Genomic DNA, 13,944 nt, shown 5'->3' on the forward strand with positions numbered 1-13,944 from the left:
AGGAAATTTATGAGTATTAAACTAATCGCCGTCGATATCGACGGAACCCTAGTCAACAGCCAAAAGGAAATCACTCCTGAAGTCTTTTCTGCCATCCAAGATGCCAAAGAAGCTGGTGTCAAAGTCGTGATTGCAACTGGCCGCCCTATCGCTGGTGTTGCCAAACTTCTGGACGACTTGCAGTTGAGAGACCAAGGTGACTATGTTGTAACCTTCAACGGTGCCCTTGTCCAAGAAACTGCTACAGGACATGAGATTATCAGTGAATCCTTGACCTATGAGGATTATCTGGATATGGAATTCCTCAGTCGTAAGCTCGGTGTCCACATGCACGCCATTACCAAGGACGGTATCTATACTGCCAATCGCAATATCGGAAAATACACAGTGCACGAATCAACCCTCGTCAGCATGCCCATCTTCTATCGTACACCTGAAGAAATGGCTGGCAAGGAAATCGTCAAGTGTATGTTCATCGATGAACCAGAGATTCTCGATGCTGCCATTGAAAAGATTCCAGCAGAATTTTACGAACACTACTCCATCAACAAATCCGCTCCTTTCTACCTCGAACTTCTTAAAAAGAATGTGGACAAAGGTTCAGCCATCACTCACCTAGCTGAAAAACTCGGATTGACCAAAGATGAAACCATGGCTATCGGTGACGAAGAAAATGACCGTGCCATGCTGGAAGTCGTTGGCAACCCTGTAGTCATGGAAAACGGAAATCCAGAAATCAAAAAAATCGCCAAATACATCACCAAAACAAATGACGAATCCGGCGTTGCCCATGCCATCCGTACATGGGTACTGTAAAATAATTTGAATGTAGAAAAAGCACTCCAAAAGTTAGAGATAATGTACTGCCCCCAAAAGTTAGACAGAAAAATCTTACTTTTGGGGGCATTTAAAGATTCAGTATTGTTGGTTTCTAGTTCTATCCCCTTAATAATTATTAAATCTGAAAAAGGTAGTACATTATGTAAAACCTTTTTCAATTTTTTATTTTACTACGAATTAATATTATTTTTTCAAGTGATAATTAATCCACTAATCTTCCTTTATAAATATTGCAGTTCTTTTCTTAGTTAGCTTTTTTTCATAACTCTTTATAAAAATAACCAATAAACTACTTAGTAAACCCAAAATAACTAGACTTAATCTCGGGTTTAAAAGCCAATTAAAATAAGCAGCCAATATCCCTCCAAAAGGTGCAAAAATGGTAGCTATTACAAAAAAACTAGAAAGTATCTTTCCAATATTATACACAATACTTTCTTGTTGCTGTATTGTTGTAATCGAAACAGAAGCTATTGTAATTAATCCACTCAAAATTGAATAGCAAATTCCAAAAAATATCTAATTTTCTACTATTCCACTCACCATAATGACAAGTGGGATGGTTGCCATTGATATATTCATCAAGATAAAGGCATCCTTCCTATTCAAAAAAGTAGAAAGAAAGGTTACTGCTATCAAACTTCCAAATCCAGCAATTGAGTAAACAATCCCAACAAGACTATTTGATAATTTTAATTGATCCTGTAAATAATAAATAATCGTTGCATTGAATCCTAGCATAGCAATATTCACAACAATAGTAAAGAGTAAAGAAATCCTCAATTTAATATTTGTGAAATTCTCTTTAAAACCTACAAAAATCTCTTTTATATCATCATTACCATTCTCCTTGTGTTCTTGATCTGTAATATATGAAATTAGTATTGAAAGAAATAATAACAAGAAAGAAGCACTATTAATAAAAAAAATGCTATTAATATTAAACTTTAACATTAATACTCCTGCTAGAGCTGGAGAAATTAATTTTGAAATAGTTCGTACACCTTGAAATTGAGAATTATATTTTTGTAATTCTTCCTTCTCAAATAAAGCAGGAATAATGACTGAAAATCCTGTTTAAAAAAGTGTCGAAAATAAAGGTAGCAAAAATGCAATGACATAGTAAAAAAATATAGAAACTGAATATTTAGAAAGTAATGGTATTACACTACATAGTAATGCAAGTATTAATGTAGACCATAATAGTATTTTTTCTTATTGAAATTATCTAATAAGTAACCCATAACAAATCCCAACAAGAATTGAGGTAACAATTCAATAATCACCATTCCTCCCATTGCAAAAGACGAATGAAATTCTTGGTAAATTAAGATTGGAGAAGCAATTTTCTGAAATCTATCTCCAACATTTGATATAAACTCACCAAAAGTAATTGTATAAAACGCTTTCTTATTGATATTCACAGCGTTCTTTCCTTTTATTTTTTTATTAAATACATATTTGTATTTTTGGGATTCAAAAAAAGATGCTTAATTAAAAGGCTATATAATATTTGTAGTGGGTAAATCCCCTATGGATATTATGGAGCCTATTTTAGGGTAGAAAAAAAGTCCCATATAACCTATAATGAAAAGCAACCAAACCATCATTAGAAAGAATCATATGGAACAATTACATTTTACAACAAAACTACTCAATATTAAAGACCCTAATATCCAGATTATAGAGGATACACACAAGGAAATCATCGCTAAACTGGACTACGATGCCCCGTCTTGCCCTGAGTGCGGAAGTCAAATGAAGAAATATGATTTTCAAAAACCTTCTAAAATTCCTTATCTTGAAACGACTGGTATGTCTACTAGAATTCTCCTTAGAAAGCATCGATTCAAGTGCTATCATTGCTCGAAAATGATGGTCACTGAGACTTCTCTCGTCAAGAAAAATCACCAAATCCCTCGTATCATCAATCAAAAGATTGCTCAAAAGTTGATTGAAAAAACTTCTATGACCGACATTGCTCATCAGTTGTCTATTTCAACTTCAACTGTCATTCGCAAGATCAATGGCTTCCGGTTTAAGTATGATTTTTCTCGACTGCCTAAGATTATGTCATGGGACGAGTATGCCTTTACAAAGGGGAAAATGAGCTTTATTGCGCAAGATTTTGATAACCTCAATATCATCACTGTTCTTGAAGGTAGAACACAGGTTGTCATCCGAAATCACTTTCTTCGATACGATAGAGCCGTTCGATGTCGCGTCAAAATCATTACTATGGATATGTTTAGTCCTTATTATGACTTAGCTAGACAACTTTTTCCAAACGCTAAGATCGTTCTGGATCGCTTTCACATTGTCCAACACTTAAGCCGTGCTATGAGTCGTGTGCGTGTTCAAATCATGAATCAATTGGAACGAAAATCCCATGAATACAAGGCTATCAAGCGCTACTGGAAGCTCATTCAACAGGATAGTCGTAAACTCAGTGATAAGCGTTTTTATCGCCCTACTTTTCGTATGCACTTAACCAATAAAGACATTCTAGACAAGCTTTTGAGCTATTCAGAAGACTTGAAACACCACTATCATCTCTATCAACTTTTGCTTTTTCACTTTCAGAATAAGGAACCAGAGAAATTTTTCGGACTCATTGAGGACAATCTAAAGCAGCCCCATCCTCTCTTTCAGACTGTCTTTAAAACCTTTCTAAAGGACAAAGAGAAGATTGCCAACGCCCTTCAACTACCTTATTCCAACGCCAAACTGGAAGCCACCAATAATCTTATCAAACTTACCAAACGCAATGCCTTTGGTTTTCGGAACTTTGAAAACTTCAAAAAACGGATTTTTATCGCTCTGAATATAAAAAAAGAAAGGACGAAATTTGTCCTTTCTCGATCTTAGCTTTTCTTCAACCCACTGCAGTTGACAAAGAGCCTTTTTTCTTATAGTCTATTTCCGACATTAATACGGTTAATGGCACGTTGCAAAGCAATCTTAGCACGACGTTCTTGGTCAATCAAGTGTTTGTCTTGTGCTTCTTCAATTTCACGCTCTGCTCGAAGCTTGGCACGTTCTGCACGACTGATATCAATATCACGAGCACGTTCTGCAGAATCCGCAACGATTGTGATGGTATTATTGGCAATTTCAATAACACCTCCGTTTACTGCAATCCAGTTCACGTGATCTTCATCATCAATACGTTTTACCTTTACTTCGTCAACTGCTAAAACCGCAATCATATTTTCATGTCGTGGCAAGATCCCCATCTCACCATCCAGAGTTCGAACTGATACATAGCTGGCATGGTGATCATAGACGAGACCATCTGGTGTCACGATCTGGACAGTTAACTGAGCCATAGATCACCTCTTAAAATCCCATTTTTTCAGCTTTTGCAATCACATCTTCGATAGAACCTACACCACGGAAGGCATCTTCTGGTAACTGGTCATGTTTACCATCAAGGATTTCCTTAAAGCCACGTACAGTTTCAGCAACTGGAACATAAGAACCTGGCTGACCAGTGAATTGTTCCGCAACGTTGAAGTTTTGTGACAAGAAGAACTGGATACGACGGGCACGAGCAACCAAGGTCTTCTCTTCATCAGAAAGCTCATCCATACCAAGGATAGCAATGATATCTTGCAATTCATGGTAACGTTGAAGAACGCGTTTTACTTCAGCAGCAACAGCATAGTGCTCTTCTCCAACGATTTCAGGTGCCAAGGCACGTGAGCTTGAAGCAAGTGGGTCAACGGCTGGGTAGATACCCAATTGTACCAACTTACGTTCCAAGTTAGTTGTTGAGTCCAAATGAGCGAAGGCTGTTGCTGGCGCTGGGTCAGTATAGTCATCCGCTGGCACATAGATAGCCTGGATAGAGGTTACAGAACCCTTCTTGGTTGATGTGATACGCTCTTGCAATTGACCCATTTCCGTAGCAAGGGTTGGTTGGTAACCAACGGCTGATGGCATACGACCCAAAAGGGCAGATACTTCAGAACCAGCCTGAGTGAAACGGAAGATATTATCGATAAAGAGAAGCACGTCTTGGCCTTCTACATCACGGAAGTATTCGGCGATTGTCAAACCAGTAAGAGCAACACGCATACGTGCTCCTGGTGGCTCATTCATCTGACCAAATACCATGGCTGTTTTCTCGATAACACCTGATTCTTTCATTTCCCAATAAAGGTCATTCCCCTCACGAGTACGCTCCCCAACACCGGTAAATACTGAAATACCACCGTGTTCTTGGGCAATGTTGTGAATCAATTCTTGGATTAAGACAGTTTTACCAACTCCGGCACCACCGAAAAGTCCAACCTTACCACCTTTTAGGTAAGGGGCAAGAAGGTCGATAACCTTAATCCCTGTTTCAAGGATTTCAGAAGAGGTAGACAACTCATCAAAAGTTGGAGCTTTTTTATGAATTGGCTGACGCTCTGCGTCTTCTGTAAAAGGAGCTTCCAAGTCAATGGTATCTCCCAAAACATTGAAGACACGTCCCAAAGTTTCTTTACCTACTGGTACAGAGATTGGACGACCTGTGTCCAATACTTCCATTCCACGAGTCAAACCATCTGTTGATTCCATGGCGATAGTACGGACCATACCATCTCCCAACTCCAAGGCTACTTCAAGGACGATTTTTGTTTTTCTTTCGTCATTTTTGTAGACGACAAGTGCATTGTTAATCTCAGGAAGTTTTTCCCCTGCTGCAAACAAGACGTCTACAACGGGACCGATAACCTGAGCAATTTTACCTGAACTCATCTCCTTCTCCTATTCTATATAAGATACTGTCGGTTCCTAGCTCAACTAGGTCCTAATACTCTTCGAAAATCAAATTCAAACCACGTCAGCGTCGCTTTACCGTACTCAAGTACAGCCTGCGGCTAGCTTCCTAGTTTGCTCTTTGATTTTCATTGAGTATAAGTTCATTTTCATACGAGCTGGACTAGTGCCTATTCTAAAGCACTAGCTCCTGCTACGATTTCTGTAATTTCTTGTGTAATCGCCGCCTGTCTGGCACGGTTATACTGAATTGTCAAATCATTAATGACCTTCTTAGCATTATCTGTCGCTGTTTGCATAGCTGTCATACCAGCAGCATTTTCAGCTGTCTTAGCATCGATAATAGCACCATAAATCATACTTTCTGCAAATTGAGGCAACAACTGCTCCAAAATTTCTTCTCGACTAGTTTCCAACTCAAAGGTCAAACTGTAACTGTCATCCGCTTCATTTGGATCCAAGTCAACAATCGGAAGCATTTGTTCCACACGCATTTGACTGGTTAGCGTATTGACATGGTGGTTATAGCAGACATAGAGTTCATCAAAAAGTTCATTTTGGTACATTTCAACAGTTTTTGAAATAATCTTACGAACTTCATCAAAGCTTGGTTGATCTGCCAAGCCACGAAGTTCATAAAGTGGTTGAATACCACGAGCCTTAAAGAAATCAGCTCCCATCCCACCAATACAGATCATTTCAAAACCTTTACCATCTGGATGGTATTCTTCTTTCAACTCCATAACGGCTTTCAGAATAGAAGAATTATAACCTCCAACCAAACCTCGGTCTGAAGTAATGACGATATAGCCTGTCTTCTTAACTGGACGACTAATCAACATCGGATTGGTTGAACTGCCAGCTCCATTCCCATGAAGAATATCCGTCAAAAGTTTACGAACTTTCTGAGCATAAACTTGGAAGTTGCGAGCAGCTTCTTCAGAACGACCTAGCTTAGCAGCTGATACCATCTGCATGGCATTAGTGATTTGACTCGTATTTTTTGTTGAGGCGATTTTTGTTTTAATATCATTTAGAGATACTGCCATCTGACACCTCTATTCTTATTGGAAGCTGGTTTGATTGAGAAACTCTGTAATCGCAGCATCCAAGACTGCTTCTTCTGGCAAGTCTTTTGTATCACGAATGGTTTCCAAAATCTCTGGATGTTGAGCATCAAAGAAGGCATGGAACTCTTCCTCGAAACGAACAATATCATCTACTGGAACAGTATCCAAGAAACCATGTGTCAAAGCATAGAGAATGGTTACTTGTTTCTCAACAGGTAATGGTTTGTGAACAGGTTGTTTCAAGACTTCAACTGTACGACGTCCACGGTTCAACTTAGCCTGTGTTGCTGCATCCAAGTCAGAACCAAACTTAGTGAAGGCTTCCAACTCACGGTATGAAGCAAGGTCGATACGAAGTGTACCAGCAACCTTTTTCATGGCTTTGATTTGTGCAGAACCACCTACACGAGATACAGATGAACCCGCATCGATGGCTGGACGAATACCCGCATTGAAGAGACCATCACCAAGGAAGATTTGTCCATCAGTGATTGAAATCACGTTGGTTGCGATATAGGCAGAGATATCTCCTGCTTGTGTCTCGATAAATGGTAGGGCAGTAATGGATCCACCACCAAGTTCATCAGAAACTTTAGCTGAGCGCTCAAGCAAACGGCTGTGAAGGTAGAAAACATCCCCTGGGAAGGCTTCACGACCTGGAGGACGACGAAGTAAGAGTGACAGTTCACGATAAGCTACCGCTTGTTTTGATAAATCATCATAAACAATCAAAACATGTTTCCCTTGGTACATAAATTCTTCTGCCATGGCAACCCCAGCATAAGGAGCTAGGAAAAGCAATGGAGATGGTTGTGAAGCAGAGGCTGTCACAACGATTGTGTAATCCAAGGCACCGTACTGACGAAGTGTTTCTACTTGCGTACGAACTGTTGATTCTTTTTGTCCAATCGCTACATAGATACAGATCATATCTTGACCTTTTTGGTTCAAGATTGTATCAATCGCAATGGTTGTTTTCCCTGTCTGACGGTCACCGATAATCAACTCACGTTGACCACGACCAATCGGTACAAGGGCGTCGATAGCTTTCAAACCAGTTTGCAATGGTTCTGATACAGACTTACGTTGCATAACACCAGGAGCTGGCGCTTCTACTGGACGAGTTTTATCAGTGTGGATTTCTCCAAGACCGTCAACTGGACGACCAAGCGGATCCACAACACGACCAATCAGACTTTCACCTACTGGGACTTCCATGATTTTCCCTGTACGGCGGATTGTATCGCCTTCACGGATATCTGTAAAGTCACCTAGGATGATAATACCAACGTCTGTTGACTCCAAGTTTTGAGCCATACCATAAGAGCCGTTTTCAAAAATCAACAACTCTCCACTCATGGCATTTTCAAGGCCGTGAGCACGCGCGATACCGTCCCCGATATAGGTTACAACACCTGTTTCAGTCACATCAAAATTGGGTTTGAAATTTTCAATTTGTTGCTTAATTAAAGCGCTGATTTCTTGTGCGTTAATTGCCAAAAGAACACCACTTTCTATTTCAAATTTTCTTTAACAACTTTAAGTTGTTGTTTAATACTCACATCAATTGTCTTGTGATTGGCAAAAATGACAAAACCACCAATAAGACTTTCATCGATTTGTTCTTTTACACTCCTTACTTTAAGAGACATTTTTTTCTCAATCAAAGGGAGCAAGCGACTCTTCTGTTCATCAGTTAAAGGATGAGCTGACGTAATCGTCACTTCAAATCGATTTGTTTCTTTTTCAAGTCGGTTCAAGCAATCTACAAGAATATCATAAAAAAGATTTGCTCTGTGATTGTAGATAAGAACCTGGATAAAGTTTTGCAATAAAGGTGACACTGAATCTTGGAAGAACGCAATTGTTTTTTCCTTGTCAGACTCGTCTACTGCCACTTTTTTTAAAAAAGAAGGTAAGGCTGTTTCTTCAGCAACTTGCTTGATTTGAGCTAAGTCTGAAAAGATACGGTCTTCTTCTCCTTTTTCTATAACCAATTGGACAAAAGGCATGCTGTATTTTTCAATTACCTTTACTGTTTTCTTGTCCATTAAGCTTCTCCTAACTGATCGATATACTGATCAATGAGTTCTTTATGGGCATGACCGTCAAGGTTTTGTGAGATGATTTTACCAGCCAAGCTGATTGTCAAATCTGCTACCTCACCCTTAACGCTTTGTAAAGCTTCAGCTTTATTTTGAGCAATTTCTTGGTTTGCTTTTTCTTTCAAGCGTCCTGCTTCTAGCTTAGCATCTGCTAAAATACTAGCTTTGCTTTTCTCAGCTGTTTCTTTCGCATTCTCAATGATTGTCTTAGCTTCTTTACGGCTACCAGCCAATTCATCTTCGCGTTTCTGAGCCAATACTTCTGCTTTTTGACGTGCTTGTTCAGCTCCGTCAATATCTGCTGCAATTTTTTCTGCTCTTTGTTCGAAAATGCTAGCCAAATTTGACCAAGCGTATTTCTTAACCAAGACTAGCAAGAGAATAAAGGAACCAGCGATTAGTATAAAATCACCAAGTAATTCACCTACTGTTACATTCATAAACTACTCCTTTCTATTCTTCATCATTAATTTTATTTCCTAGGTACATTGAAGATAACAATGTAAATACATATGCTTGTACACAAGAAATAAAAACAGAAAATGCAGTCCAGATTAAATTTGTTCCAAAAGCAATAGGATACCAATAGAAGGCCTGATGAGAAAGTAGGACTAACATACTTGCCATCACTTCCCCTGCAAAGATATTACCAAAGACCCGCAATGCAAGTGAAAGGAGATTGGTAACTTCTTCCAAAAGATTCATTGGTGTCATAAAACCTGGTGTTACAAATGCTTTTAAATACTTTTTGATTCCACGACGACGAATTCCTTCTACGTGTGTCATTAAGATAATTGTAAAAGACAAGACCAAGTCAAATGACAAATTTGCTGTTGGTGAGGTCCAAAGATTTACACCATCTGTAGTCTGAATTCTAGCCATTAAGCCAATATTATTTGCAATGGCCATAAATAGGAATAAACAGAAATAAAAGAGAGAATAATCCTTTATCATTGGACCAAGGTTTGATTTTGTAAATCCAACAACAAAATCAAATAAATACTCTAATACATTTTGTTTTCCTGTGGGTCTCAAAGTCATATTTCGAGTTGCCCAATAAATAAAGCCAAAAATAAGTGCTACAGTCAACAAAGTCAAAACTACTATGGTTAAATTAAAGGTAACAGGACCAATATTGATGGTTGGATTAATACTTTCTTCCATCTAAAATCCTCCCTTTTTCAATTTATACTTCTTTTATTTGATGATAAATGAAAAGACAAGAGTAACGAAGAAAGTACCTTCAATAAAGGCAACCCCTAGGATCATCAAACTACGTAGTTCTGAGATGATATCTGGTTGGCGAGCAACTGATTTCAACAAACCGTTCATCAACATACCTTCACCAAGAGATACACCCATACAGGCAAGACATAGACCGAAAAATGTTAAATTCATGACGAATTCTCCTTTTAATTAAAATTTACTTACTTAGTTTAGTCCTAAAAATTGGATTTGTCAACTTTTTACTAACATTGAAAGCGTTTAATGAAAATTATTTACAATTTTACTATTTTTAAGTCTATTATATAGAAAATTTTGGAAAAAACTTGTAATAAATCCGTCTATTATCTAGGTCTTTCTGAAAAATAATGAAAAAATCCGAGATGAAATCTCGGATGGAAATTAATATATTTTTTTAACCTAATGTTCTTTTAGTAAATAGGATTAAAGGGAAAGCAACTAGAAAGCTTTCGTCCCCTACATATTTATTAAGCACGAACTGTGACGCTGGTTCCATCTTCCTTATAAAGATTGATGAGACCTTCTTTGAGAGCTCGAACCATATCTCCAGCTTGAACAGGTTGTGGAACCTTGATAGTCAATAGTTCCATTGGATTTGGAGCGCGATCGATCTTATTTCCTTTAGCATCATGCAAATCTTCGATATAAGTCTCAAAATGACGGAAACCTGGGCCATAAAACTCAACTTGGTCCCCTTCGTTAATGACGTTCCGTTGGCGAATGGTTGCTGTTTGTGTCGCATCATCGTAAGAAACCACTTCAGCGACAAACTTATACTCAGGAATTTTACGACGAGCACCAAACAACTGCTCATTTTCAGATGGTGTACCATAGTAGAAACCTGTTGCTAATTCACGTTGGGCAACCTTCCACATCTCATCAATCAAGTCTTGCTTGATTGCTTCAAACTTCTCTGGACTTTCTAGATAAGCATCTACCGCTGCCTTGTAGCAGTTTGTTACTGTGGATACGTAGTGAATAGACTTCATACGTCCTTCGATTTTTAGACTATCCACACCATTTTCAATCATATCTGGAATATGGTCAATCATAGACATATCAACGGCTGACATTGAAAATTCTTCAGGAATTTCACCTTTCAAGCTCTTGCGTTCTTGACCAAATGGCATATCGTAAAGGTCGTATTTCCAACGACAAGACTGAGAGCAACCACCACGGTTAGCATCACGCATACTCATGTGGTTTGAAAGAGTACAACGACCAGAGTAAGAAATACACATGGCTCCGTGGACAAAGGCTTCAATTTCTACATCAGTACGTTTGCGGATTTCAGCTAATTCTTCCATCGAAACCTCACGCGCCAAAACGACACGAGTCAAGCCCAATTCTTTCCAGAACTCAAGCGTTTCATAGTTAGTGGCACTGGCTTGGGTAGAGAGGTGGATTTCAAGACCAGGCGCTTCTGTCGCTGCAATCATAATCAAGGCAGGATCAGACACGATAACTGCCGCGATTCCGATATCACGCAGTTTACGGAACCACTCACCGGCACCAGCTTCATTTCCTTCGTGCATAACCATGTTGGCAGCTACATAGACCTTGGCACCGTACTTAGCCGCAAACTGAACACCTTCTTCCATCTGTTCAAAGGTAAAGTTTCCAGCACGGCTACGAAGACCATAGGCCTGACCACCGATAAAGACAGCATCTGCTCCATACTGAACAGCTACCTTTAGCTTCTCTAAAGTCCCTGCAGGTGATAAAACCTCAGGACGTTTTAATGTTTTTGTCATGTTTTCTCCTATTTGCAATATAAAAGTTTGACGTTTTTCCTTCTCATTTTATAGTAAATAAGCCATAAAATCAAGCCTGGACAGATTGTTTTGACAATTCTAATCTTTCAGCAGTTGAAACAAGTAGTAAAAAGAGCCGATAAAGTAAAAACCAGTATCCAAAGATACTGGCTAATTAAACTACATGGAATAATCTAGTCCTTAAACGACTATTCCCACTCACTAAAAGTCAGATATTGGCTATTTAGGGTAGTTGATTTAATAGTGATTGATAATACAATCAATGAGTACGATTTGATATTATTTGAGTCTTTTGTTGTTAAATTGTTGTTAACGGAGATAATGGTATTCTTCTACTTCAAGAAAAATATTATGCTTGCCGACTTTGGTAAAGGTTCTATAACTGTTAATAGCACAATGACTTTTAAAAAGTTTCTTGATGATTATTTTATACCAGACTATAAGAGCCAAGTAAGAAAACGTACTTTTGATATGACACAATCAAAATTTAAAAGACTGTCATTTTTTGAGAATATGAAGTTATCGGATATTCAAGCACCTCATGTAAAGAAGTGGCAAAATGCAATGTTTATAGAGGGGTTATCTAATAATTATATTCGTTCTGTTCATCAAATGTTACAACAGATTTTTGATTTAGCAGTTAAATTGGGTATGTTGTCAAATAATGTTGCTAAGACGGTAGGAAACGTAAAAAAAGACCGTCCTAAAGTTGATTTTTGGACGGTAGAAGAATTTCAGCTATTCATTAGTACATTTGATAAATCTAATATCTATGAATTATTGTATTTTACTACATTTTGGTTTTTCTTTATGACTGGAGTTAGGACAAGTGAATTACAAGCTATTGAATGGTCGAAAATAGATTTTGAAAAAGGTACTGCTTTAATAAACTGCTCAATGTATTATAAAAGCCAAAAAGAGTGGTATCTTACTGATACAAAATCTATATCAGGTGTAAGGCTTTTTTATCTTGATGATGATACATTAGAACATTTGAAATATTGGAAGAAAGCACAATCTCAAATAGGAGAATGTAAATTTGTATTTTCCATAGCAGATAGTCCGTTGGTAAAATCAACTCTTAAACGTGTTCTAAAATCTCATAGTGATTACGCAAAAATAAAATCAATAAGGATCCACGATTTAAGGCATTCTCATGCCAGCTTTATGCTCTCTCTAGGAATGAATGATTTAGAAATGCAAAATCGTCTAGGACATGCTGATATTAAGACAACACTTGGAACCTACTCTCATTTAAGGCCAAATGCTATGAAAGAAGTAGCTACTAGGATGACTGGGAAAGTAGTGGTGAGTGATAATATTGTCAGAAAAAGTAAATTTAATGGCAATCAGAATACTAAAAATTTTCAATCTAAAGTTTTGTCTGACTAGCGAAGTCTGTCCGATTAAACTTTAGATTCCTACGGTAAACTATTAGTGTTTACCGTATTATTAGTTATAATTCATATAATTCCGAGATTACATTTGAAATACTAGTTAGCAACTCTTGCGAGTTTTCCCTATTTATTGCTCACAATATAAATTGAAAATAGGCATGAAAAAGACGATAGATTTTTTATTTCTATCGTCTTTAATACTTTACGTTCGACAAACTGGGAGTTGTCTTTCCGTTGTTGCCAAGAAAGCCTCAATTTATCTATATTTTTCCAATCTCAATAACCCTTCTTCGTCCGGAAGAGTAATCCCATTCTTATAATTATATCCCATCTTCAAATAAAAAGGTGTTGCAGTTATAGAAGCTGGAATTTCTACTCTTTTTGCCCGAAGGAAAAATTCATCTTTCTCAAGTGTTTCAATAATCATTCGCCCTACACCTTTTCCTTGATAATCCGGTAGTACAAAAATAGTGAAAAGACTACTTTCATCTTCTTTATCCCAATATGGTCCTATCGCCCCACACCCAACAATCTTTTCAGCATCACATACCACATAAAAATGCATCCAGTTTGCTCTTTCTAAAATATTTTGTGGTTGCAAAATCTTTACATCATTTTCTATATACTCTAATGAATAATCTTTGATATTAGTAGTTCTTAAAGTTGTTACAACTAATTCTGACACTTTTTCTGCATCTTTAGGTTCAAATTTTCTCACAAACATCTTATTTTTTCCTCCACACCT

At 37.7% G+C, this 13,944-nt stretch carries 16 protein-coding genes; 3 read left to right on the forward strand and 13 right to left on the reverse strand.

The annotated features are described in order from the left end of the window. Positions 1-9: 9 nt before the first annotated feature. Entirely contained in the window at positions 10-816 is an 807-nt protein-coding gene (gene yidA, locus ACORHU_RS05935; protein ID WP_000023518.1) for a sugar-phosphatase, read from the forward strand. Positions 817-1,050: 234 nt separating this feature from the next. Here yidA and ACORHU_RS05940 read toward each other — a convergent pair whose 3' ends face one another. The 3 genes from ACORHU_RS05940 to ACORHU_RS05950 all read right to left on the reverse strand — a co-directional run bounded on the left by ACORHU_RS05940 (position 1,051) and on the right by ACORHU_RS05950 (position 2,264). Continuing rightward, a complete protein-coding gene (locus ACORHU_RS05940; protein WP_434363911.1) occupies positions 1,051-1,332 on the reverse strand; it encodes a hypothetical protein in 282 nt (93 codons plus the stop codon). A 27-nt stretch (positions 1,333-1,359) separates the two neighbouring features. Beyond that, on the reverse strand, positions 1,360-1,902 hold the full coding sequence (locus ACORHU_RS05945) for an MFS transporter (RefSeq protein ID WP_434365159.1): 543 nt from the start codon (positions 1,900-1,902) through the stop codon (positions 1,360-1,362). Positions 1,903-2,027: 125 nt separating this feature from the next. After that, positions 2,028-2,264, reverse strand: coding sequence for a hypothetical protein (locus ACORHU_RS05950; RefSeq protein WP_434363913.1), 237 nt, complete (start codon positions 2,262-2,264; stop codon positions 2,028-2,030). A gap of 199 nt (positions 2,265-2,463) precedes the next feature. Here ACORHU_RS05950 and ACORHU_RS05955 point away from each other — a divergent pair, with 199 nt between their 5' ends. Then, entirely contained in the window at positions 2,464-3,708 is a 1,245-nt protein-coding gene (locus ACORHU_RS05955; protein ID WP_434363914.1) for an ISL3 family transposase, read from the forward strand. 41 nt (positions 3,709-3,749) lie between these two features. On the opposite strand, the gene ACORHU_RS05960 is transcribed toward ACORHU_RS05955, so the two are convergent. From ACORHU_RS05960 to ACORHU_RS06000, 9 genes are all read right to left on the reverse strand, one after another. Beyond that, entirely contained in the window at positions 3,750-4,169 is a 420-nt protein-coding gene (locus ACORHU_RS05960) for a F0F1 ATP synthase subunit epsilon (protein WP_203180456.1), read from the reverse strand. Positions 4,170-4,179: 10 nt separating this feature from the next. Beyond that, a complete protein-coding gene (gene atpD, locus ACORHU_RS05965) occupies positions 4,180-5,586 on the reverse strand; it encodes a F0F1 ATP synthase subunit beta (protein WP_000094358.1) in 1,407 nt (468 codons plus the stop codon). A gap of 191 nt (positions 5,587-5,777) precedes the next feature. Then, entirely contained in the window at positions 5,778-6,656 is an 879-nt protein-coding gene (locus ACORHU_RS05970) for a F0F1 ATP synthase subunit gamma (protein ID WP_000301224.1), read from the reverse strand. Between the two features lie 15 nt (positions 6,657-6,671). After that, positions 6,672-8,177 (reverse strand): F0F1 ATP synthase subunit alpha, encoded by a 1,506-nt coding sequence (gene atpA, locus ACORHU_RS05975; RefSeq protein WP_000996629.1) that lies wholly within the window; start codon positions 8,175-8,177, stop codon positions 6,672-6,674. Between the two features lie 14 nt (positions 8,178-8,191). After that, positions 8,192-8,728 carry a F0F1 ATP synthase subunit delta gene (locus tag ACORHU_RS05980; protein ID WP_261046556.1) on the reverse strand — a complete coding sequence of 179 codons (537 nt, stop codon included), beginning with the start codon at positions 8,726-8,728 and terminating at the stop codon, positions 8,192-8,194. Further along, positions 8,728-9,222, reverse strand: coding sequence for a F0F1 ATP synthase subunit B (atpF, locus tag ACORHU_RS05985; protein ID WP_020902744.1), 495 nt, complete (start codon positions 9,220-9,222; stop codon positions 8,728-8,730). Before atpF ends, ACORHU_RS05980 begins: the two co-directional genes overlap by 1 nt. Before the next feature lie 13 nt (positions 9,223-9,235). After that, entirely contained in the window at positions 9,236-9,946 is a 711-nt protein-coding gene (gene atpB, locus ACORHU_RS05990; RefSeq protein WP_000392870.1) for a F0F1 ATP synthase subunit A, read from the reverse strand. A gap of 33 nt (positions 9,947-9,979) precedes the next feature. After that, the gene (locus ACORHU_RS05995) at positions 9,980-10,180 is read right to left on the reverse strand and encodes a F0F1 ATP synthase subunit C (protein ID WP_001054560.1); all 201 of its coding nucleotides are present in this window, start codon (positions 10,178-10,180) and stop codon (positions 9,980-9,982) included. Between the two features lie 314 nt (positions 10,181-10,494). Continuing rightward, complete coding sequence (locus ACORHU_RS06000) at positions 10,495-11,781, reverse strand: peptidase U32 family protein (RefSeq protein ID WP_049535202.1); 1,287 nt, start codon at positions 11,779-11,781, stop codon at positions 10,495-10,497. A 372-nt stretch (positions 11,782-12,153) separates the two neighbouring features. Here ACORHU_RS06000 and ACORHU_RS06005 point away from each other — a divergent pair, with 372 nt between their 5' ends. Next, on the forward strand, positions 12,154-13,194 hold the full coding sequence (locus tag ACORHU_RS06005; RefSeq protein WP_434363916.1) for a tyrosine-type recombinase/integrase: 1,041 nt from the start codon (positions 12,154-12,156) through the stop codon (positions 13,192-13,194). Positions 13,195-13,455: 261 nt separating this feature from the next. Here ACORHU_RS06005 and ACORHU_RS06010 read toward each other — a convergent pair whose 3' ends face one another. Continuing rightward, positions 13,456-13,923: a GNAT family N-acetyltransferase gene (locus ACORHU_RS06010; protein ID WP_004635121.1), complete on the reverse strand. Its 468-nt coding sequence runs from the start codon at positions 13,921-13,923 to the stop codon at positions 13,456-13,458. Between the last annotated feature and the right edge of the window lie 21 nt (positions 13,924-13,944).

This window comes from Streptococcus sp. KHUD_015, from assembly GCF_051106265.1.
GTDB lineage: Bacteria > Bacillota > Bacilli > Lactobacillales > Streptococcaceae > Streptococcus.